General features: G+C 71.3%; 19 protein-coding genes. 8 read left to right on the top strand and 11 right to left on the bottom strand.

Annotation, left to right across the window (positions count from 1 at the left end; translation table 11 throughout):
* Nucleotides 1-68 precede the first annotated feature (68 nt).
* Nucleotides 69-1,046 (top strand): pyridoxal-phosphate dependent enzyme, encoded by a 978-nt coding sequence (locus HLK59_RS00895; protein ID WP_171139185.1) that lies wholly within the window; start codon nucleotides 69-71, stop codon nucleotides 1,044-1,046.
* A 140-nt stretch (nucleotides 1,047-1,186) separates the two neighbouring features.
* Nucleotides 1,187-1,549: a cupin domain-containing protein gene (locus HLK59_RS00900; RefSeq protein ID WP_171139186.1), complete on the top strand. Its 363-nt coding sequence runs from the start codon at nucleotides 1,187-1,189 to the stop codon at nucleotides 1,547-1,549.
* A 171-nt stretch (nucleotides 1,550-1,720) separates the two neighbouring features.
* On the opposite strand, the gene HLK59_RS00905 is transcribed toward HLK59_RS00900, so the two are convergent.
* The 4 genes from HLK59_RS00905 to HLK59_RS00920 form a co-directional block, all read right to left on the bottom strand.
* Nucleotides 1,721-3,073 carry a VWA domain-containing protein gene (locus HLK59_RS00905; protein WP_171139187.1) on the bottom strand — a complete coding sequence of 451 codons (1,353 nt, stop codon included), beginning with the start codon at nucleotides 3,071-3,073 and terminating at the stop codon, nucleotides 1,721-1,723.
* Nucleotides 3,070-3,927 (bottom strand): MoxR family ATPase, encoded by an 858-nt coding sequence (locus HLK59_RS00910; protein WP_171139225.1) that lies wholly within the window; start codon nucleotides 3,925-3,927, stop codon nucleotides 3,070-3,072. Before HLK59_RS00910 ends, HLK59_RS00905 begins: the two co-directional genes overlap by 4 nt.
* 511 nt (nucleotides 3,928-4,438) lie before the next feature.
* Nucleotides 4,439-5,752: an FtsX-like permease family protein gene (locus tag HLK59_RS00915; protein WP_171139188.1), complete on the bottom strand. Its 1,314-nt coding sequence runs from the start codon at nucleotides 5,750-5,752 to the stop codon at nucleotides 4,439-4,441.
* 3 nt (nucleotides 5,753-5,755) lie between these two features.
* Nucleotides 5,756-6,541: an ABC transporter ATP-binding protein gene (locus HLK59_RS00920; protein ID WP_171139189.1), complete on the bottom strand. Its 786-nt coding sequence runs from the start codon at nucleotides 6,539-6,541 to the stop codon at nucleotides 5,756-5,758.
* Nucleotides 6,542-6,710: 169 nt separating this feature from the next.
* On the opposite strand from HLK59_RS00920, the gene HLK59_RS00925 reads away from it, so the two are divergent.
* From HLK59_RS00925 to HLK59_RS00945, 5 genes are read left to right on the top strand one after another with little or no spacing between them, the layout of a single operon-like run.
* Nucleotides 6,711-7,391 (top strand): ABC transporter permease, encoded by a 681-nt coding sequence (locus tag HLK59_RS00925; RefSeq protein WP_171139190.1) that lies wholly within the window; start codon nucleotides 6,711-6,713, stop codon nucleotides 7,389-7,391.
* Complete coding sequence (locus HLK59_RS00930) at nucleotides 7,388-8,059, top strand: ABC transporter permease (protein WP_171139191.1); 672 nt, start codon at nucleotides 7,388-7,390, stop codon at nucleotides 8,057-8,059. The genes HLK59_RS00925 and HLK59_RS00930 overlap by 4 nt, the downstream gene beginning before the upstream one ends.
* Nucleotides 8,056-8,991, top strand: coding sequence for an ABC transporter substrate-binding protein (locus tag HLK59_RS00935; protein WP_171139192.1), 936 nt, complete (start codon nucleotides 8,056-8,058; stop codon nucleotides 8,989-8,991). The genes HLK59_RS00930 and HLK59_RS00935 overlap by 4 nt, the downstream gene beginning before the upstream one ends.
* A 30-nt stretch (nucleotides 8,992-9,021) precedes the next feature.
* Nucleotides 9,022-9,591: a hypothetical protein gene (locus HLK59_RS00940; RefSeq protein WP_171139193.1), complete on the top strand. Its 570-nt coding sequence runs from the start codon at nucleotides 9,022-9,024 to the stop codon at nucleotides 9,589-9,591.
* Between the two features lie 22 nt (nucleotides 9,592-9,613).
* The gene (locus HLK59_RS00945) at nucleotides 9,614-9,847 is read left to right on the top strand and encodes a hypothetical protein (protein WP_171139194.1); all 234 of its coding nucleotides are present in this window, start codon (nucleotides 9,614-9,616) and stop codon (nucleotides 9,845-9,847) included.
* 164 nt (nucleotides 9,848-10,011) lie between these two features.
* Here the strand turns inward: HLK59_RS00945 and HLK59_RS00950 are convergent, their stop codons facing one another.
* Nucleotides 10,012-11,166: an ATP-binding cassette domain-containing protein gene (locus HLK59_RS00950; RefSeq protein WP_171139195.1), complete on the bottom strand. Its 1,155-nt coding sequence runs from the start codon at nucleotides 11,164-11,166 to the stop codon at nucleotides 10,012-10,014.
* Between the two features lie 207 nt (nucleotides 11,167-11,373).
* Between HLK59_RS00950 and HLK59_RS00955 the strand changes: the two genes are divergently transcribed.
* Complete coding sequence (locus HLK59_RS00955) at nucleotides 11,374-14,427, top strand: alpha-L-rhamnosidase (protein WP_171139196.1); 3,054 nt, start codon at nucleotides 11,374-11,376, stop codon at nucleotides 14,425-14,427.
* Here the strand turns inward: HLK59_RS00955 and HLK59_RS00960 are convergent.
* From HLK59_RS00960 to rhaI, 6 genes are all read right to left on the bottom strand, one after another.
* A complete protein-coding gene (locus tag HLK59_RS00960) occupies nucleotides 14,400-15,068 on the bottom strand; it encodes an LUD domain-containing protein (RefSeq protein ID WP_171139197.1) in 669 nt (222 codons plus the stop codon). The genes HLK59_RS00955 and HLK59_RS00960 overlap by 28 nt on opposite strands.
* Nucleotides 15,065-16,567: a LutB/LldF family L-lactate oxidation iron-sulfur protein gene (locus HLK59_RS00965; RefSeq protein ID WP_171139198.1), complete on the bottom strand. Its 1,503-nt coding sequence runs from the start codon at nucleotides 16,565-16,567 to the stop codon at nucleotides 15,065-15,067. Before HLK59_RS00965 ends, HLK59_RS00960 begins: the two co-directional genes overlap by 4 nt.
* On the bottom strand, nucleotides 16,564-17,319 hold the full coding sequence (locus HLK59_RS00970; protein WP_171139199.1) for a (Fe-S)-binding protein: 756 nt from the start codon (nucleotides 17,317-17,319) through the stop codon (nucleotides 16,564-16,566). Before HLK59_RS00970 ends, HLK59_RS00965 begins: the two co-directional genes overlap by 4 nt.
* A 71-nt stretch (nucleotides 17,320-17,390) precedes the next feature.
* Nucleotides 17,391-18,827, bottom strand: a complete 1,437-nt coding sequence (locus HLK59_RS00975; RefSeq protein WP_171139200.1) for a rhamnulokinase family protein — start codon at nucleotides 18,825-18,827, stop codon at nucleotides 17,391-17,393.
* Nucleotides 18,828-18,832: 5 nt separating this feature from the next.
* Nucleotides 18,833-20,872: a bifunctional aldolase/short-chain dehydrogenase gene (locus HLK59_RS00980; protein ID WP_171139201.1), complete on the bottom strand. Its 2,040-nt coding sequence runs from the start codon at nucleotides 20,870-20,872 to the stop codon at nucleotides 18,833-18,835.
* Between the two features lie 114 nt (nucleotides 20,873-20,986).
* The gene (rhaI, locus tag HLK59_RS00985; RefSeq protein WP_171139202.1) at nucleotides 20,987-22,147 is read right to left on the bottom strand and encodes an L-rhamnose isomerase; all 1,161 of its coding nucleotides are present in this window, start codon (nucleotides 22,145-22,147) and stop codon (nucleotides 20,987-20,989) included.
* Nucleotides 22,148-22,154 lie beyond the last annotated feature (7 nt).

Genomic DNA, 22,154 nt, shown 5'->3' on the forward strand with positions numbered 1-22,154 from the left:
ACCGCGGACCCAGACACCCTGACGACCGCGGACTCGGACACCGTGACGACCCCCGACGGAGGCACAAAGTGACGACCCCGACCCCGCTTGTCACCCTCGACGACATCCGCGACGCGGCCCAGCGGCTCAAGGGAGTCGCCCACCGCACGCCCGTACTCCGCTCCCGCACCCTCGACGCCCGCGTCGGCGCCGAGACCCTCCTCAAGTGCGAGAACTTCCAGCGCATGGGTGCCTTCAAGTTCCGTGGTGCCTACAACGCGGCCTCCCGGCTGACGCCCGAGCAGCTGTCCCGCGGCATCGCCACGTACTCCTCCGGCAACCACGCCCAGGCGGTCGCCCTGGCCGCCCGCGAGCTCGGCAGCACCGCGGTGATCGTGATGCCCGAGGACGCCCCGCGCTCCAAGCGGGAGGCCACCGTCGGCTACGGCGCCGAGATCGTGACGTACGACCGCTACACGGGCGACCGTATCGCCGTCGCCGAAGCCCTGGCCGCCGAGCGCGGGCTCGCCCTTATCCCGCCCTACGAGCACCCGCACGTCATCGCGGGACAGGGCACCGCGGCTCTCGAACTCCTGGAGGAGGTGGGTGAGTTGGGTGCGCTGCTGGCACCCGTCGGCGGTGGCGGGCTGATCGCGGGCAGCGCCACGGTGGCCAAGGAGCTCCACCCGGGCATCCGGATCGTCGGCGTCGAACCCGAGAGCGGTGACGACACCAAGCGCTCCCTGGAGGCCGGCCGGCGCGTCGAGATCCCGGTGCCCCGCACCATCGCCGACGGTCAGGCGCTGCACACGCCCGGCGAGCTGACGTTCTCGGTGAACCGGCGGCTCGTCGACGCGATCGAGCTGGTCACCGACGACGAGATCCGGGACGCGATGCGGTTCGCGTTCGAGCACCTCAAGATCGTCGTCGAGCCGAGCGGCGCGACTCCGCTGGCCGCGCTGCTGTCCGGTCGGGTGGCGGAACTCCCGGACCGGGTCGGGGTGATCGTCTCCGGCGGGAACGTCGACGCCGCGCGATTCGCGGAACTCTGCGGCGTCCGGTCCTGAGCCGGATCTCCGTCGAATGGCGGCTCCAAGTGGTCGGGCGGACGATGGAGTGGTAGGGGGCCGGCCACCCGCGGCGGTGCACGGGGCCGCCGGGAGGCCTGCCCCGGTCGCGGTGAAGCGCGGCCGGAAGGGAGTGCGTCATGTTGGAAGTGAAGACGCTCGACAAGCCGGACGAGCGGCGTGATTTCCCCCGCGGCCACCTGGAAGCCGTCCATATGACGGACCTCGACTTCGCCGTGGGGACCATGGAGCCGGGCTGGCGCTGGAGCGAGTCCGTCGGCCCCATCGCGGGCACCGAGAGCTGTCAGATGCACCACAACGGTTACGTCGTCCAGGGGCGTATGCACATTCGCATGGACGACGGCGGCGAGGCCGAGGTCGGGCCGGGCGACGTGTTCGTCGTCTCCGCGGGGCACGACGCCTGGGTGGTGGGCGACGAGCAGGTCATCCTGTACGACTTCCAGGGCCAGACAGCGAGGGAGTTCGCGAAGTCGGGCGACTGATCCGCCTGCCGCACGGAAGCCGATCGGTCTGTCCTGCGTCAGGCTCTGGAGCGGGCTCCGCGCCAGACGGGTACACCGATCGGTTTCTCGTGCGTCGCACGGTGACGCCCCGAAGCCCACCCCCGAGACCTGCCAGGTGTACGCGCTCTCCCTCATCGCGCAGCAGGGCGGTCAGATCGGCAGGAGTCGACCCACCAGCGTGCCCAGCTGCTTCACGTTGCGGCACTCGTGCATCTCGACGAGTTCGGCGTACTCCGGCGCGGCGGAGTCGCCGGTACCCCACTGCGTGTGCTGCTCGGGGTTCAACCAGTAGACGCGCCGGGCCCGTTCGGAGATCTGCCGTACGGCCGCGAGGTTGGGGTCGCTCATGTTCGTACGGGCGTCCCCGAGGACGAACACGGTCGTGCGCGGGCCGACCGCGTCGCCGTAGCGCTCCGCGAACTCGCCCAGCGCCATACCGTAGTCACTGCTGCCGTTATAGCCCGTCAGCTCGGCCTGTGACCGGATGCGGGTGCCGAGTCCCGCCGCGTCGGCCGCGCCGTGCTCCAGTAGTCCCGTCACCTCGTCGATCCGGTTGACGAAGGCGAACACCCGCACCTTGCTGAACTGGTCGTGCAGGGCCTGCACCAGCAGCATCGTGAAGTCGGAGAAGCCGGAGACCGAGCCCGACACATCGCACAGCAGCACCAGTTCGGGCCGCGCCGGGCGGCGCCTGCGCAGCACCGGCTTCATCGGCACCCCGCCGGTCGACAACGAACCGCGCAGGGTCCGCCGTAGATCGATCGTGCCCCGGGCCGCCCGGCGCCGACGGGCCGCGAGGCGGGTCGCCAGCTTCCGCGCCAGCGGCTGAACCGTCCTGCGCAGCTCGGCCAGTTGGTCCTTCCCGGCGAACAGGAAGTCGACCCGGTCGGCGGTGGGCCGCACCGCCCGCCGGGCGAGATCGTCCCGATCTCGGCGCTCGGCCACCCGCCGCCGCGCCTCCGTTGCCACCAGCGCGCGGAAGGACTCGATACGCCGCCGGATCTCGTCGTCGAGCAGCCGGTCGGCGAAGCCCGAACTCCCGCCCCGCGCCCGGATGTCGGCGCGGACGCGGGCGAGCAGCGTCTGCGGGCGGAGCCGGTCGAGTGTCTGGTACGACGACCAGCCGTCCGAGGCGGGGGAGGAGCCGTATCCGCCGAAGCCGTCGACGGCCTCGACCGCCAGCCGGGCGATCAGGGCCTCGTCGCCCGCGGCGAGGGCGGCCGCCAGCCGGTCGCGCAGGTCGTCGCGGTCCGTCGTGCCGGCCTCGGGTGCTCCGACGCCCCGCGGGAAGTAGAGGTCGAAGACCGGGTCGAACACCGGCCGTTGGGCCGTGCCGTGCAGCAGTGTCGCCGCCAGTCCCTCGCGCAGCAGTTCCCGGTCCGCGAGGCCGAGCGCCGCCATCGCCCGGGCCGCGTCCACCGTCTCGCCGGTGCCGACACGGACGCCGTGGGCGCGCAGCGCGGCGACGAGCGACGTGAGCCGCTCGGCGACCGGCGTGCTCACAGGGCGTCCAGGTCGAGCTTCGCCGCCGCCCTGAGGACGTCGTCCTGATGCTTGAGGAGGACGCCCAGGGTGTCGCGTACGACGGTCTCGTCGAGTGTGTCGGCGCCGAGCGCGAGGAGGGTGTGCGCCCAGTCGATGGTCTCCGCGACCGACGGGAGCTTGCGCAGGTCCATCGCCCGCAGCGCCCCCACCACCCGGACCACCGACTCGGCGAGCGCCGCGTCGAGCCCCGGCACCTTCAGCCGTACGATGCGGCGCTCCAACTCCTCCTCGGGGAAGCCGATGTGGAGGAACAGGCAGCGGCGCCGCAGTGCCTCGGACAGTTCACGGCTCGCGTTGGAGGTGAGGACGACGAAGGGGCGGCGGGTGGCGGTGATCGTGCCCAGCTCCGGCACGGTGACCTGGAAGTCGCTCAGCACCTCCAGGAGCAGGCCCTCGACCTCGACGTCCGCCTTGTCGGTCTCGTCGATCAGCAGGACCTTCGGGTCGTCCCCGCGGATCGCGGTGAGCAGCGGACGGGTGAGGAGGAACTCCTCGCTGAAGATGTCCGTGCGGGTCTCGTCCCACGTCTCGTCGCGGCCCGCGCTGATCCGCAGCAGCTGCTTGGCGTGGTTCCATTCGTACAGCGCCCGGGACTCGTCGACGCCCTCGTAGCACTGGAGCCGTACCAGCTCCGCCCCCGCCACCTGGGCGACGGCCTTGGCGAGCTCCGTCTTGCCGACGCCGGCGGGGCCCTCCACCAGGAGCGGCTTGCCGAGCCGGTCGGCCAGGAAGACGGTCGTGGCGACCGAGGGGGAGGCGAGGTATCCGGTCGCCGCGAGACGTGCGGAGACATCGTCGACGGAAGTGAACAGCAACGGGGCCTCCAGGTCGGCGGTGTGGGCGGTGTGGGTGGTCCACGGCGGTCCACCTATCTAAGCGCTTGTTCAGCGCCTGTGTCACCCCGGATCCGGGCCCGCGACTCCTCGACGCCGCGGCCGAGCCCTTCTACCGCTCGCGCGCCCTTCCCCGGCTCGCAGGACGCCGGCACCCCGCGCGAGCGGATCCCGTACGTCGTCGAACGACTGGAGGAGGCCCGTGACCCGCAGGTGGAGACGGTGGACGGGCTGGTCACCACCACGGTGACGGCCCTGCTGGACGCGGCAGGCGTGGCGTGGGCCCGTCGGCGGGGTCGATCCGGGGGCGTCGCCGTCGTCCGGCGACAGGGGAGGGGCGACCGCCGAAGCAGTCGCCCCTCCCCGTGCACTTCCTTCCGAGCGGACTCATCGAAGTCCGGTGTGGCACCGTGCCCCGCAGGGGCGCGGGGAACTGCGCGACCAGCCCCCACCGGCCCGCGTGTGTGCCACCGCCCACCCGACGGACCGCTCACGCCGCAAGCCCCACCGCTTCCGTCGCCGGAGTACGCAGTACCTTGCGGGCCGTCACCAGACTCGTCCCCAGCGTGACCACCACGGCGACCGAGACCACCGCGAGCCAGATACCGAAGGTCTGACCCGGCAGCACCGAGTCGGTGCGGACCACGGTGAAGGGGACGATCCCCGCCAGCGCGGCGACCGTGCCGAAGAAGACCCCGGTGACCGTCAGGACCAGTGTCTCGGCCGCGACCGTACCGAGCACCTGGTTCGGCGTCGCCCCGGCCAGCCGCTGCTGCCCGAACTCCCGGCGGCGATAAGTGGTGGCCGCGTACAGCGAGTTGACCAGCATCACGCAGACGAACACCACGATGATCCCGACGACCGTGAGGTTCAGCGTCTGAAGGTTCTTCGCGTCCACCGACTTCACGAGCCCCGACGCCTCGATGGCGTCGCTCTCCACCGACTGCATGGTGAGCGTGGCCGTGGCCATCGCCGTGAACAGGATCAGCGACATCAGGATCCCGGCGACATGCCCGGCCCGCTCCCGCAGATTGCGCACGGCCAGCCAGCCCGCCGCACCCGACAGGCGCAGCCGGTCCAGGACGCCTTCGAGGAGCCGCGGCGCCAGCAGCGCGAAGCCCACCGACAGCAGGATCGCCCCGTACGCCGGCGGTGCCATCAGCGCCTCGTCCTTGCCGGAGAAGACGAACGTGGAGGAGACCGACAGGGCGCCGGCCACGAGAGCGGCGCAGGTGAAGAACCTCCGCGCCCGGCCGTGCCCCCGGCGCTGTCCGCGCGTCACCCGCCGTACCGCGAGAAACGCGGCGCCCACGGCGGCGAGCAGCGTGACGGCGACACCCGACAGCAACGCGACCGGACCGAAGGCGGGGTCGACCGAGGCCGCCACCTGACCGTTGTCCTGGAACACGTCCAGCAGCACCCGGCCGCCGAGCACCGCCGGGCCGATCGCCAGCGCGGCGCCCACCAGGGCCACGGCCACCGCCTCGCCGACCACCATCCGCCTGAGCTGCGCCGGGGTCGCCCCCGAGCAGCGCAGCAGCTCCAGCTCGGCGGCCCGCTGGCGCACGTTGACGGTGAGCGTGGAGGCCACGGCGAAGAACACCAGCAGGGAGCCGTAACCGCCGACCACGCTCGCCGCGGTCGTGAGCGTCTCCGCGCTCACGGAGTCGACACCGCTCCGCGCCGCCGTGTCGTGCATCGAGTTGAACGTCATGATGACCGCCGCGCCCAGGAAGGCGGACAGCAGCGTCGCGAGGAACCGTCCGGGACGTCGCCGGATCGACCGCATGGCCAGTAGCAGCATGGCTCACACCCCCGCCGTCACGTCGTCGCCCAGGTGCGCGAGGCGCTCGGCCACCGCGTCCGCGGTCGGCGCGGACAGCCCGCCGGCCAGCCTGCCGTCGGCGAGGAACAGCACCGAGTCGGCGTACGAGGCGGCGACCGGGTCGTGCGTCACCATCACCACGGTCCGCCCGTGCACCCGCACCGCCTCCTGGAGCAGCCGCAGCACATCCCGCGCGCTGCGCGTGTCCAGGGCGCCCGTCGGCTCGTCCGCGAAGATCACCCGGGGTTCGGCGACCAGCGCCCGGGCGATCGCGACCCGCTGCCGCTGACCGCCGGACAACTGGTCGGGACGGTGCCCGAGCCGGTCGCCGAGCCCGACCTGGTCCAGGACCTCCCGGGCCCGCTTCCGGTCGACGCGCTGTCCGGCGAGCTTCAGCGGCAGCACCGTGTTCTGCGCGACGGTGAGCGTCTCCAGCAGGTTGTACTGCTGGAAGACGAACCCGATCCGGCCCCGCCGGAACTTCGTCAGCTCGGCCTCCCCGCCGCCCGTCAGCTCGGTGCCGTCCACGACGACGATGCCGCCGTCCGGCCGGTCCAGCCCCGCCGCGCACTGGAGCAGCGTCGACTTGCCGGAACCCGACGGACCCATCACCGCGGTGAAGGTGCCCCGGCCCAGGCTGAGCGTGACCCCGTCCAGAGCGGTGACGGCGCTGTCGTCGCTGCCGTAGGTCTTGGTGACCTTGACCAGCCGCAGTGCCTCGGCGGCGGGTCCCGTGTCGTGCGTACGTCGCGAGCCTGTGCGAAACATCGTCATCACCCCTCGGTCCGGCACTCCGTGTGCCCTGACAGAGAAACTACGGAGACGGCGCGGGGAGTACATGGGGCCCAGAACCCGTATCGGAGGGTGTACCCAGCGACACCCCCGTACGGGTCACCACAACGCGCCGACCCCCTGGCCCGCCCGGTGCAATGGAGTCGTGACCGCGCCCCCGGACGACTGCCTCGCGCGCAACGAGTGGATCTGCGGCGAGTATCTGAGCACCCGCCGACAGATCCTGTGGGACGCGGTCGTCCAGCATCTGGAACTCACCGCGGTCTCGGTGCTCATCGGCCTCGTCATCGCCCTGCCGCTCGCCGTGCTGGCGCGCCGCTGGGGCTGGGCGTCCGGTCCCGTCCTCGCCGTCACGACGATCCTCTACACGATCCCGTCCCTGGCGATGTTCTCCCTGCTCCTGCCCGTGTACGGGCTCTCCGCGGGCCTCGTCGTGGCCGGCCTCGTCCTCTACTCGCTCACCCTGCTCGTACGGAACATCCTCGCCGGACTGCGCGCCGTCCCCGAGGAGACCCGGCAGGCCGCCCGCGGCATGGGCTACGGCCCGATCCGCCTCCTGCTCACCGTCGAACTGCCGCTCGCGCTGCCCGCCGCGATGGCCGGACTGCGCATCGCCGTGGTCTCCGCCGTGTCACTGGTGACGGTGGGCGCGATCGTCGGCTACGGCGGGCTCGGGAACCTCATCTACGCGGGCATGAACACCTACTTCAAGGCGCAGGTCCTCACCGCCTCCGTCCTGTGCGTCGTGATCGCCGTCGCGGCCGACGTGCTGCTCCTGGGCGTGCAGCGGCTGATCACCCCGTGGACGAGGGCGGCCCGCGGATGACCACCCTGACCGACGCCTGGGACTGGCTCACCGACTCCGCCCACTGGGCGGGCGACGACGGCATCTGGCACCGGCTGCTGCAACACCTCGTCCTCACCGTCGTCTGCCTGGTCATCAGCTGCCTGATCGCCCTCCCGGTGGCCCTCGTCCTCGGCCACCTCGGCAAGGGCGGCGCCCTGGCGGTCAACATCTCCAACGTCGGCCGCGCGGTCCCCACCTTCGCCGTGCTGGTCCTTCTCCTGCTGACCCCCGTCGGGGACTGGGGGGAGGGCCCGACCGTCGTCGCCCTGGTGCTGTTCGCCCTCCCGCCCCTGCTCACCAACGCCTACGTGGGGATGCGCGAGGTCGACCGCAGCGTCGTCCGGGCGGCCCGGGGGATGGGCATGACGGGGCGGCAGATGCTGTTCCAGGTGGAGCTGCCCCTCGCGCTCCGCATGGTGCTGACCGGGGTACGCATCGCCGCCGTCCAGCTCGTCGCGACCGCCACCATCGCCGCGCTGGCGGGCGGGGGAGGGCTGGGCCGGATCATCACCGCCGGCTTCAACCTCGCCAGCACACCGCAGGTGGTGGCCGGAGCGGTGCTCGTCGCGGCGTTCGCACTGGTCGTCGAGGGCGCCTTCGAGGTCGCCGAGCGGCTGGCGCCCAGGTGGACGAGGGGGACGCGATGAGGCGATGCGCGGGGACGGCCCTCGTCCTCCTGCTGACCGGCTGCTCCACGGGCCCGTCCCTGGAGAACCGGAGCGCGGTCACCGCCGCTCCCGGCGACAGCCACCATCTGACCGTCGGATCCGCCGGGTTCACCGAGAGCGACCTGCTCGCCCAGATGTACGCGCTGCTGCTGAACCAGGCCGGGTACGACACATCGCTGCTCACCGTCGCCAACCGCGAACTGTACGAACCGGCCCTGGAATCCGGCCAGATCGACGTCGTGCCCGAGTACGCGGCCACCTTCGCCGACTGGCTCAACGCCAAGACCAACGGCGCCGACGCGACCCCCGTCGGCTCACCCGACCTCGACGCCACGATGACGGTCCTGCGCGGACTGGCCGCACCCCGCGGGCTCACGGTCCTGGACGCGGGCAGGGCCGTCGACCAGAACGCCTTCGCCGTGAGCGCCTCCTATGCCAGGGAGCACGACCTGAAGACCCTGAGCGACCTCGGCGCCTCGGGACTGGAGGTGCGGCTCGCCGCCGGTGACGAGTGTGTGCAACGGCCCTACTGCGAACCGGGGTTGAAGAAGACCTACGGCATCGACATCACCGGCGTCGACCCCAAGGGCGTCGGCACCACCCAGGCCAAGCGGGCCGTGCAGAGCGGCCAGGACCAGATGGTGCTGACCACCACCACCGACGCCACCCTGACCGACTTCGGCCTCGTCCTCCTCACCGACGACAAACACCTCCAGAACGCCGACTACATCGTCCCCGTCGTCAACCGCTCCCGCGCCGGCAGCGAGGGCGTCACCAAGGCGCTCGGCAAGCTGAACGACGTCCTGACCACGGCCGACCTGGCCTCCATGAACCAACAGGTCGACAGCTGGCGGCGGTTGGCGAAGGACGTGGCGCGGAGGTATCTGGAGGACAAGGGGCTGTTGAAGTGAGATGTCAGTGGGGCGCCGTACATTGCGGGCATGGGTGTCTATCTGGTGAGTGTCGACGCACAGGACTGGCGCGGTGACCACGAGGGTGGTCACGGAGCGATCGCCTCGGCGCTCGACGACGAGTTGAGCAGGCGCGGGCTGCCGCCGTACGCGTCCGTTCCGCGGGAGAGCCGCGCTCTTGAGTTCGAGGAGAAGCTGAGCCCTCCCATGGACGGCTTCGTCGAGCTGTGCCGCGCGTATCTGACGCGCGACGAGGTGGAGACGCTGTGCGGCTGGTCGGTCCTGGTTCCGGTGTCGCTGGACCAGGAGATATCCGTGCCGGTCGGTTCCGCCTACACGGACACGACCGTGGTCGCCGGAGCACCTCAGGTGCTCGCGCTCGCGGAACGGTTGGCGTCGGCGATCGCACTGCCGCCCATGCCGCCCGTCACGAACAGGAACCTCGGCCTGACGTCCTGGTTCCTCGACGGCCCCGCGAAGGAGACCGCCGTCGGCCCCGGACCGTGGGGCGACGACCTGGACGCCTCCTTCTACGTGGCGCTCTACCTACGCGCCGCCCAGCACTCCCTGCACCGCGGCTGCCCGATCGTCTACAGCTGACGTGCGGTCCTACGATCACACCATGCCGAGCGCCCCGCAGCACTGGACCGCACGCCACTTCTCACAGGCCAATCCCGCCGGCCCCGGCCCCGGCTGCGACAGCGCACCGGACCTGCTGCGGCGGCTGGCCGAGAGCATCGAGGAGCTGGGCCCCGCCGAGATCCAGCACATCGTCGTCGAGTCGGAGCCGACCGAGCACGGACACTGCTGGTCAGGGACCGTCTACTTCCATCTGCCCGAGGACGACACCGACTGACCCCCGATACGCCGTCGAGGCGAGCATCGGGGCCCGCGGAGCCCGCAGGGCCCGCAGGGGCGCGGGGAACTGCGCGCCCAGCCACAACGACCCCGCAGCCGACACGCGACCATCGCACCGGACCCACCCCACCGCACCCACCCCACCCCCACCCAGCGGAGCGCTCACGCATCGGCCACCGAGTCGAACCGCACCTGATCCCGCGCCACCCCCAGCGCATCCGCGTCCACCGACCTCCGCAGCGCCTCATGCAGCTTCGCCGGAGTCAGCACACCCAGGAAACGCGCCCCGTCCAGCACCGCGACCCACCCCGCGTCGTGCTGGAGCATCACGCCGAACGCCTGCTTCAGCGGCGCGCCCACCGGCACCCAGGCATTCATCCGGTGCGCCCGGTCACCGACCGTGCCGCCCGCCCCGAGGTCGTCGACGCCGACCCAGCCGTGCAGTTCGCCCTGGTTGTCGAGGACGACGGCCCAGCGCGCACCCTCCGCACCCAACCGCGCCGCCGCCGTCCCGGCCGGCTCGTCCAGTCGGGCCAGCGGCGGTTGTTCCAGGTCGTCGGCCTCGACTTCGGTGACCGAGAGCCGTTTCAGCCCACGGTCGGCGCCCACGAACTCGGCCACGTACGGTGTCGCGGGCGCCCCGAGGACCGTCCCGGGTGTGTCGAACTGCTCGATCCGGCCCTGCCCGTACACGGCGATCCGGTCGCCGAGGCGTACCGCCTCCTCGATGTCGTGCGTGACCAGCAGCACCGTCTTGCGCACCGCGGCCTGCATCCGCAGGAACTCGTCCTGCAACTGCTCCCGCACCACCGGGTCGACCGCACCGAACGGCTCGTCCATCAGCAGCACCGGCGGATCCGCGGCCAGCGCCCGCGCGACGCCGACCCGCTGCCGCTGTCCGCCGGACAACTGGTCGGGATAGCGCGACCCGTACCGCTTCGGGTCCAGGCCCACCAGATCGAGCAGCTCGGCGGCGCGCGCCCGCGCCTTTGCCCGCTTCCAGCCGATCAGCGCCGGCACGGTCGCCGTGTTGTCGAGGACCGTGCGGTGCGGGAAGAGCCCGACCTGCTGGATGACGTACCCGATCCGGCGCCGCAGCCGCACCGGGTCGACGCCGGCGATGTCGTCGCCGTTCACGAGGATCCGCCCCGAGGTCGGCTCGATCAGCCGGTTGACCATCATCATGGTGGTCGTCTTGCCGCAGCCGGACGGGCCCACGAGGGTGACGAGTTCACCCTCGGACACCTCGAAACTCAGGCCGTCCACGGCCGTCGTGCCGTCCGGATACCGCTTGCCGACCTGCTCGAACCGGATCATGCACTCACGCTAACGGCGTGCGTCGCCCACCGCCTTCCCGCAAGGTCCCACCGGCTGGCGAAGAGCGGGTTCCGGTTTTGAACGGTTTCAATCACCAAGGCGAAAATCTCACCGCCCAGCCGGTAGACACGCTTCCCGATCGACACTAGCTTCAACCGCCAACCGAGCTGAATCGATACAACTCCGAGCAGCCGAAGGGACTACGGCATGACCGACGGAGTCGACAGCACGAACGGCGGGACAGTACGCCGCAGAACGGTTCTCACCACGGCCCTGAGCGCCGTACCGGTGGCCATGGCGGGCGGCGTCGGCGGTGCGGGAGCGGCCTCGGCCGCACCCGCCGCGGACCGCGACGCCGTCGAGGGCCTCACGGTCGAACACCGCACGAACCCGCTCGGCGTGGACGCGGCCCGCCCGAGGTTCGGCTGGCGCACGGCGTCCGCCACCCGCGGTCGCCGCCAGACGGCGTACCGGATCCTGGTCGCCTCCTCGCCCGACCGCCTGGCCGACGGCCAGGGGGACGTGTGGGACAGCGGACGCGTCACCTCCGCGCGGTCGGTGGCGGTCCGCTACGACGGTGACGGCCTGCGCCCCTCGACCCGCTACCACTGGACGGTCCGGGTCTGGGACGAGAACGGCCGCGCTGTCCCCGCCGCCCCGACCGCGCACTTCGAGACGGGCCTGCTGAGCACCGACGGCGTCACCGGCTGGGACGGCGCCCGGTGGATCACCATGGCCGGCAAGGCACCGAACAGCGAAGGCGCGCCCCTGCTGCGCACCGAGGCGGCCCTCGACGGCGGGCGCGTGCGCGCGGCCCGGCTCTACGTCTCCGCCCTCGGCGTGTACGACGCCTACGTCAACGGCCACCGGGTCGCGGTACCCCAGGGCGGCACCACCACCCTCGAACTCCTCGCGCCGGGCTGGACGAACTACGACGCCCGCGTCAGCTACCTGACCTACGACGTCACTGCCCTGCTCGCCGGGGAGCGAACGGTCACGCTCGCGGCGGTGCTGGGCAACGGCTGGTACAACAGCCGTGTCTCCGAAGGCAGTTCCTACTACTCCGCGGACGGCGACCGGCTCGCCCTCAAGGCCAGGCTGCTGATCCGCTACGCCGACGGCTCGACCCGGTCCGTCGTGACCGCGCCCGGCGACGACTGGAAGGCCACCGACACCGGCCCCTACCGCGCCGACGACATCTACGACGGACAGACCTACGACGCCCGCGAGGAGATACCCGGCTGGACGGCCGGCGGCTTCGACGCCTCCGCCTGGTCCGGCGTCGAGGAGCACGACTTCACGACCAGGTTCCCGGACTCCCGGCTCGTGGCCTACCCGGGCGAGACGGCCCGCCTGATGCCCGAGTGGGACCGCGAGCCCGAGTCGATCACCGTGTACGGCGACGCGTTCCGCGAGAGCCGCACCGCCGCCCTCCCCGTCACGCTCCACCCCGGCGAGACCGCCGTGATCGACCTCGGCCAGAACCTGGTCGGCGTCCCCCGCTACTCCCTCAGCGGCCCCGAGGGCGCCCAAGTCGCCTTCAAACCGGGCGAGATGCTCAACGACACCAGTGAGGGCGCGGACGGCCCCGAGGGCTCCGTCTACCGGGCCAACCTCCGCGCCGCCAAGGCCACCAGCACATACACCCTCAAGGGCGACCCGCAGGGCGAGACCCACCAGGACTCCCTGACCTTCTACGGCTTCCGCTACGTCTCCGTCACCACCACCGACACGGTTGCGCTCACCGACTTCACCGGCCGGGTCGCCACCTCCGCGATCCACGACATCGGCACCGTCACCACGGACGACACCGACATCAACCAGCTGATCAGCAACGTCCGTTGGGGCCAGCGCGGCAACTACCTGTGGGTGCCCACCGACTGCCCGCAACGCGACGAACGCCTCGGCTGGACCGGCGACACCCAGCTCTTCTCCCACACCGGCCTCTACAACGCCGACACGGTCAACTTCCTCAGCCACTTCGAGGAGTCCCTGATCGACTCACAGCGGATCTACGGCCTGGACGGCGCCCAGTTCACATGGGTGGCCCCCGGCAACCGCTACAACCAGCCCGTCCCGGCGAGCGGTTGGGCGGACTGCGGTGTGGTCGTGCCGTGGACGGTGTGGCAGATGTCCGGCGACACCACCGTCATCGACCGCAGCTGGGCCGCCATGACCGAGTACCTGGACTGGATCCACCGGCGCACCGGCGACACCTACGCCGGGCAGGGTGCCATCTTCGGCGACTGGCTGGCCTTCCAGGACACCAGCACCCAGCTGATCAGCGACGTCTACTACGGCCACAGCGCCCGCCTCATGGCGGACATGGCCCACGCCACCGGGCGCGCCGCCGAGGCCGGCGCGTACGAGGACCTCTTCTCGCGCGTCAAGCGGGCCTTCGTCACCAAGTACCTGGCCACCGACGCGAGCACGGGACAGGTCACCGTCCGCTCCAGCCTGGGCAAGGCACCCGAGTGGCTCGGCGGCACACCCGAGGACGACAGCCAGACCGCCCTCCTGTGGGTCCTCAAGCTCGGCTTCTACGACACCGAGGCCCAGCGCCGCCAACTGGTCGCGCTGCTCGCCGACAACATCGGCAACGACGAGGCCTACAAGGCCGCCCACCCCGACAGCACCCGCGTGCGGCACGGCGAGAACACCCTCGCCGTCGGCTTCCTCGGCGTGAACGTGCTCGCCCCCGTCCTCACCGGCGAGGGGCGCGCCGACCTCGCGTACGCCCTGCTCCACCAGGACGCGATGCCGTCCTGGCTGTACTCGGTGCGCAACGGCGCGACGACCATCTGGGAGCGCTGGAACTCGTACTCGAAGGACGACGGTTTCGGGCCGGTCGAGATGAACTCGTTCAACCACTACTCCTACGGCGCGATCATGGAGTGGATGTACGAGAGCATGGCCGGCATCGCCAAGGACCCGGCCCACCCCGGGTTCAAGCACTTCTTCCTCGCGCCGCACCTCGACCCGACCGGCAGGATCACCCGGGTGTCCGGCTCGCACCGGTCGCCGTACGGCGAGATCGTCAGCGCGTGGACGGTCGGTGACCGCGAACTGACCTACCGGGCCGCGGTCCCCGCCAACAGCACGGCCACCCTGCGTATCCCCACGACCGACCCCGACACCGTCCGCGAGGGCCGGACACCCCTGTCACGCGTCAGGGGCGTGACCTACGTGGGCTTCGCGGACGGCGTCGCCTCCTACCGACTCCCGTCGGGACGCTACGAGTTGACCTCCGCGCTCGACTGATCCTGCACCAGCACCACCTCCAGGGTGCGCGGACCGTGCACCCCCTCGACCCGGTCCAGCTCGATGTCACTGGTCGCCGAAGGACCGGAGATCCATGTCAACGGGCGGGCCGGGTCGAGGCGTTCGAGAGCCTGCGGCACGGAGGAGACGACCTGCTCCGGGACCCTCACGACACAGATGTGGTGGTCGGGCACGAGGGTGATGCGGCGGCGGCCCTGGTCGGGGGAGCCGTCCAGCACGATGGTGCCGGTCTCGGCGATGGCCACCGCGCACGCCGTGACCACACTGTCGATCCGGTCCAGCTCGTGAGGGGTGCTCTCGAAGCGGTCCGGCACCTGGTCCGCCTCGGCCTCGGCGAGCCAGGACGGTTCGAGACCCGGCGGCACGAGCACCGTCTTCGCGCCCTGCGCCGCCAGCATCCCCGCGATCGTCACGGCCAGGTCGTCGGCGGCGCAACGGTGCACGATCGCCCGGTAGTCCGCGAGGTTCTCGGCCAGCAGATCGACGGTCTGCGCGACACTGCGGTCGCCGTGCTCCCGCAGATAGTCCCGCGCGACCGCCCGCTCGTACGGCGTGTCGTCCTGCGGTACGTCGGCGAGCGCGCGCCGTACCCGGCCCAGGATCCGTTCCCTGCTGCTCACTTCGCCCCGTCCTTTCCACCGTTGGTGCGCTGCCACCAGTCCCGGAACGGCTCGGCCGGCACCTGCGGCAGCTCCCGGGTGCCGCTCCACGCCTTGCCGGGGCCCGGCAGGGTGCGCGGGTGGAGGCGGCGGGTGCGGGAGGCGAGGCGCTGGCCGGTGCGCAGGGCGCCCGGGTGGGCGAACGCCCAGCGGGCCGCCCGCATGGCCGCCCGCTCGGCGGCATGTCCCTTGGCCGGCTTCAGCACGACCTTGTTGCCCTCGCGGACCACCGGACCGCCCTGGACGACCCGTTCCCGCAGATGCACCAGCACCTCGGGGATGTCGATGGCGACCGGGCACACCTCGTAGCAGGCCCCGCAGAGCGAGGACGCGTACGGCAGCGAGGCGTCGATCTCGCTTGCCGTGCCCCTCAGTTGAGGGCTGAGGATGGCGCCGATCGGGCCCGGGTAGACCGAGCCGTAGGCGTGGCCGCCGGCCCGCTCGTAGACCGGGCAGACGTTCAGGCACGCCGAGCAGCGGATGCAGCGCAGGGCCTGGCGGCCGACTTCGTCGGCGAGGGTGTCGGTGCGGCCGTTGTCGATCAGGACGAGGTGGAAGGCGCGCGGACCGTCCTCGTCCGAGGTGCCGGTCCACATCGAGGTGTACGGGTTCATGCGCTCGGCCGTCGAGGAGCGGGGGAGTGTCTGGAGGAAGACCTCCAGGTCCTGCCAGGTCGGCAGGATCTTCTCGATGCCGACGACCGAGATCAGTGTCTCGGGCAGGGTCAGACACATCCGCCCGTTGCCCTCGGACTCCACGACCACCAGCGTGCCGGTCTCGGCGATCATGAAGTTGGCGCCGGAGACACCGACCTTGGCGCGCAGGAACTTCTCGCGGAGGTGGAGGCGGGCGGCGTCGGCGAGTTCGGCGGGCGTGTCCGTGAGCCCGTCGGGGGCGGGGCGCCCCCACTCGCTCATCTCGCGCGCGAAGATGTCCCGGATCTCGCCGCGGTTGCGGTGGATGGCGGGAACGAGGATGTGCGAGGGCCGGTCCTTGCCCAACTGCACGATGAGTTCGGCGAGATCGGTCTCGTAGGCGCGGATGCCCTCCTCCTCCAGCGCCTCGTTGAGCCCGATCTCCTGGGTGGCCATCGACTTGACCTTGACGACCTCCGACTCGCCCGTCTCCTTGACGAGTCGGGTGACGATCCGGTTGGCCTCGTCGGCGTCGCAGGCCCAGTGGACGGTGCCGCCCGCCGCCGTCACCGACTCCTCCAACTGCACGAGATACCGGTCGAGATGACGCAGCGTGTGGTCCTTGATGCGCTTGCCCGCCTCGCGCAGCTCCGCCCAGTCGGAGACCTCGGTGACGGCCTTCTCGCGCTTGGCGCGGATGGTGTGCGTGGCGTGCCGCAGATTGCCGCGCAGCGTCTGGTTGTTGACGGCGTCGTGCGCGGCCTTGGGGAAGGCCGGGTGGGTGGGTGGGGGAAACACAGGCATTCCTACGAACGTTCCGCTCATGCGGCCGGCTCCTCCTCCGTGCTCGCCAGGATCTCCGCGATGTGCACCGGCCGCATCTCCGTGCTCAGCCGGGCCATCGTGCCGCCGATGTGCATCAGACAGGAGTTGTCGGCCGCGCACAGCACGTCGGCGCCGGTCGACTCGGCGTTGCGCACCTTGTCCGCGCCCATCGCCGCCGAGACATCGGAGTTCTTCAGTGCGAAGGTGCCACCGAACCCGCAGCACTCCTCCGCACCCGGCAGTTCGACCAGTTCCAGCCCCTTCACGGCCTGGAGCAGCCGCCGGGGCCGGTCGCCGAGCCCGAGGCCGCGCAGCCCGTGGCAGGTCGGGTGGTAGGTCACCTTGTGCGGGTAGTGGGCGCCGACATCAGTGACCCCGAGGACGTCCACGAGGAACTCGGTGAGCTCGTACGTCTTGGGGACCACGGGCGCCAGCGTGGTCGCGAGGCCGTCCCCGCGCCCCTCGGCCCGGGCCCGCTCACCCATCCGCGGATACAGCTCCCGCACCATCGCCCCGCACGACCCGGACGGCGTGACGATCGCCTCGTACTCCCCGAAGACATCGGAGAAATGCCGGGCCATCGGCTCCGCCTCATGACGGTAACCGGTGTTGTAGTGCGCTTGCCCGCAACAGGTCTGGGCCATCGGGAAGTCGACCTCGACGCCCAGTCTGGTCAGCAGTTTCACCACGGCGCGCCCGGTGTCCGGATAGAGCGTGTCGTTGACACAGGTCAGGAACAGGGCGACACGCATCGCGGCTCCTTGTGGTCGATCATCGGATGAGTGAAGGGTAGTGCGGCCGGGAGGCGTGGGGGAGACCCCGCTCACCGATCGGCGAGCCGGGCCTCCGCCTCGCGCCACGGTGCGGTGTCCCCCTGGGGCTCGTACCGGGTCAACGGCTGTGTGCGGGTGAGCAGTCGCCGGCCGTCCGCGAGGTCGCCGACGAGCCCGTGCGCCCGGGCCTGGACCAGGACGTTCCCGAGGGCCGCCGCCTCCGTCGGGCCCGCCACCACCGGCAGCCCGCAGGCGTCGGCGGTCAGCTGGCAGAGGAGCGCGTTACGGGTGCCGCCACCCACGACGTGCACGACGTCGACCGGATGCCCGGCGAGCCGCTGGGCGTCGGCGATCGCCCTGCGGTGCGCGAGGGCCAGCGAGTCGAGGATGCAGCGCGTGATCTCGGCGGGCGAGGAGGGCACCGGCTGCCCCGAGGCACGGCATGCCTCGGCGATCCGCTCCGGCATCCGCCCCGGTGCGAGGAACGCCGCGTCCCCCGCGTCCACCACCGACCGCAGCGGCGGCACCTTCGCCGCGTCCAGCAGCAGCGCCCCCAACTCCGGTTCGCCCCAGGCCCGTACGCACTCCTGGAGCAGCCACAGCCCCATGATGTTCCGCAGGTAGCGGACCGTCCCGTCCAGCCCCAGCTCGTTGGTGAAGTTGGCGGCCCGGCTCTCCTCGGTCAGCACGGGCGCGTCCAGTTCGAGGCCGGCCAGCGACCAGGTGCCGGTGCAGATGTAGGCGAACCGTTCGCCCCCGGCCGGTACGGCGGCCACCGCGGACGCGGTGTCGTGCGAACCGACGGCCGTCACCGGTACCGGTCCGGCGAGCCCGGTCTCCTCCAGCACCTCGGGCCGCAGCACACCGGCCGGATCGCCGGGCCGCCGCAGCGGCGCGAAGAGGTCCAGGTCGATCCCGAGCCGCGCGGCGATGTCGTACGACCACTCGCGCGTCCAGGGATCGATCAGCTGGGTCGTCGAGGCGTTGGTGAGCTCGGTGCCCTGCTCGCCGGTCAGCCAGTACGTGAGGAGGTCGGGGATGAGCAACAACCGCTCGGCACGCGAGAGTTGCTGCGTGGTGCGGGCCGCCGTCAGCTGGTACAGCGTGTTGAAGGGCGCGTACTGCAACCCGGTGGCCGCGTACAGCTCCTCGGCCGGCACGGTCGCCCAGACCTTCTCGGCGATGCCGTCGGTGCGGGCGTCCCGGTAGTGCACGGGGTTGCCGAGCAGCGCCCCGTCGGTGTCGAGGAGCCCGTAGTCCACGGCCCAGCTGTCGATGCCGACCGAGTCGACCTGGCCGGCCGCCCGGAGTCCGTCCAGGACACCGCCGTAGAGCGAGAGGACGTCCCAGCGCAGTCCTTCGGGCACCCGGACCGGGCGGTTCGGGAACCGGTGGGCCTCGGTCAGTTCCAGGCTGTCCGGGCCGACGCGGCCGACCATGACACGTCCGCTGGACGCGCCGAGGTCGACCGCGGCGTACGACTTCACGCCCGTCACCGCAGGAAGGCGGCCGCGACGCCGGCGTCGACGGGGATGTGCAGTCCGGTGGTGTGGGTCAGCTCCCCGCCGGTGAGGGCGAAGACGGCGTTGGCCACGTGCTCGGGGAGCACCTCGCGCTTGAGGATGGTCCGCTGCGCGTAGAACTCGCCCAGCTTCTCCTCCTCCACCCCGTACACGGCGGCCCGCTGGGCACCCCAGCCGGCGGCGAAGATCCCGGAACCGCGTACCACGCCGTCCGGGTTGATCCCGTTGACCCGGATGCCGTGCTCGCCCAGCTCGGCGGCGAGCAGCCGCACCTGGTGGGCCTGGTCGGCCTTGGTGGCGGAGTAGGCGATGTTGTTGGGGCCGGCGAAGACGGCGTTCTTGGAGGCGATGTAGACGATGTCGCCGCCCAGTCGCTGCGCGATCATCACCCGGGCGGCCTCGCGCGAGACGAGGAACGAACCGCGGGCCATGATGTCGTGCTGAAGGTCCCAGTCCTTGGCCGAGGTCTCCAGGAGCGGCTTGGAGATGGAGATCCCGGCGTTGTTGACGACGAGGTCCACCCCGCCGAAGGCGAGCGCGGCGGCCTTGAAGGCCTCGGCGATCTGCTCCTCGGAGGTCACGTCCACGGTCACGGCGACGGCCTTGTCGGGACCGCCGAGCTCCTCGGCGACGGCGGCGGCGTTGGCACCGTCGAGATCGGCGACGACGACACAGGCGCCCTCGGAGACGAGCCGGTGCGCGATCGCCTTGCCGATGCCACTGCCCGCACCGGTCACCAGCGCGACCCGTGTCGCGAGCGGCTTCGGCTGGGGCATGCGCTGGAGCTTGGCCTCCTCCAGGGCCCAGTACTCGATGCGGAACTTCTCGGACTCCTCGATGGGCGCGTACGTGGAGACGGCCTCCGCGCCACGCATCACGCTGACGGCGTTGACGTAGAACTCGCCGGCCACCCGCGCGGTCTGCTTGTCCTTGCCGAAGGAGAACATGCCCACACCCGGGATGAGCACGATCGCCGGGTCGGCGCCGCGCATCGCGGGGGAGTCGGGCAGCGCGTGCCGCCGGTAGTAGGCGGCGTACTCCTCGCGGTAGGTGGCGTGCAGTTGCCTCAGGCGGGCGACGGCCTCGTCCAGGGGCGCGGCCGGCGGCAGGTCGAGGACGAGCGGTGCCACCTTGGTCCGCAGGAAGTGGTCGGGGCAGGAGGTGCCGAGCGCGGCGAGCCGGGGGTGTTCGGCGGCGGCCAGGAAGTCGAGCACCACGTCGGTGTCGGTGAAGTGCCCGACCTGCGGCTTGTCCTGCGAGGCGAGGGCACGCACATACGGCGCCAGCGCGGCGGCCCGCTCCCTGCGCTCGGCCTCGGGAAGGGCGCCGTAGCCCTCGATGGCGGGCCCGAAGGGCTCGGCCTTGCCGCGCTCCTCCAGGAACGCCTCGGCGGTGCGGATGATGTGCAGCGAGTTCCGCTCGCACTCCTCCGCGGTGTCCCCCCAGGCGGTGATGCCGTGCCCACCGAGCACGCACCCGACGGCCTGCGGGTTGGCGGCCTTGATCGCGGCGATGTCCAGCCCCAGCTGGAACCCGGGGCGCCGCCACGGCACCCAGGCGACCGTGTCCCCGAAGCACTCGGCGGTCAGCTTCTCCCCGTCGGCGGCACAGGCGAGTGCGATCCCGGAGTCCGGATGCAGATGATCGACATGCGCCGCCTCCACCAGCCCGTGCATGGCGGTGTCGATCGAGGGAGCGGCCCCGCCCTTGCCGTGCAGGCAGTAGTCGAAGGCGGCGACCATCTCGTCCTCACGCTCGACGCCGGGGTAGACGTCGACGAGCGCCCGCATCCGGTCGAGCCGCAGGACCGCCAGCCCGCCCTCGGTCAGCGTCCCGAGGTCACCCCCGGACCCCTTGACCCACATCAGCTCCACATCACCCCCGGTGACGGGATCGGTGTCGGTGCCCTTCGCGGAGGCGTTGCCCCCGGCGTAGTTGGTGTTACGGGGGTCGGCGCCGAGCCGATGGGACCGGGCGAGGAGAGCGGCGGCTTCGGGGTGGGTGGCCATGACGTTCAGTCCTTGTCTAGGAGGGGAGGTGCAGCGCCCCTCTAGGGGCGCGGGGAACTGCGCGACCAGCCACAGACGGCCCGCAGTCCGCAGATCACAGAACCCGGCAGACGCTCACGCACCCCATCCGGCCTGCTCGCCGCCGACTCGCTCGGCGACGATCTTCTCGGCCCACCCGGACCGGGCGTACGCACCGATGGGATCGGCGTCCAGCCCCATCTCCTCGCGCACCTCACGAAGCAACGGCCGCACGTCCGTGTTGTACGCGTCCATCACCACGGCATTCGCCGCGAGCACATCACCGGCCGCCTGCGCCTGGCCCAGCGCGACGCCGTCGACCAGCAGCGCCTTCGCCGTCGCCTCCTGCACATTCATCACCGAACGGATGATCGCCGGAATCTTCGCCTCGATGTTGTGGCACTGATCGAGCATGAACGCGACGTCAGGAGTGAACCCGCCCCCACGCACCACCTCGTACATGATCCGGAACAGCTGGAACGGATCAGCCGCACCCACCATGAGGTCGTCATCCGCGTAGAACCGAGAGTTGAAGTCGAACCCGCCGAGCTTCCCCTCCCGCAGCAGCGTCGCGACGATGAACTCGATGTTGGTACCCGGAGCGTGGTGCCCGGTGTCGACCACGACCTGCGCCTGAGGTCCCAGCTTCAGGCAGTGGGCGTACGCCGTCCCCCAGTCCGGCACGTCCGTCGTGTAGAAGGCCGGCTCGAAGAACTTGTACTCCAGCAGCATCCGCTGCCCGTCCCCGAGCCGCTCGTACACCTCGGCGAGCCCTTCGGCCAGCCGGTCCTGCCGGGCCCGGATGTCGTCCTGCCCGGGATAGTTCGTGCCGTCGGCGAACCACAGCTTGAGGTCGGCGGAGCCGGTCGCGTCCATGATGTCGACGCACTCCAGCAGGTGATCCACCGCCTTGCGCCGCACCGAGGCCTCGGGATGACAGATGCTGCCGAGCTTGTAGTCGTCGTCCTGGAAGGTGTTGGAGTTGATCGCGCCGAGCTTCACGCCGCGGTCCTCGGCGTGCTTGGCCAGCGACGCGTAGTCGTCGACCTTGTCCCAGGGGATGTGCAGCGCGACGGTCGGCGCGACACCTGTGAAGGCGTGCACCTGCGCGGCGTCGTCCAGCTTCTCCCGCGGCGTACGCGGAACACCCTGTTGCGCGAACACCTTGAAGCGGGTTCCCGAGTTCCCGTACGCCCACGACGGTGTCTCGACTGCCTGTGTCTTGAGCGCGGCTTTCACCGCGGCGAGCTCGGTCACTTCGGGG

It is taken from the genome of Streptomyces sp. S3(2020) (assembly GCF_013044505.1).
Lineage (GTDB): Bacteria > Actinomycetota > Actinomycetes > Streptomycetales > Streptomycetaceae > Streptomyces.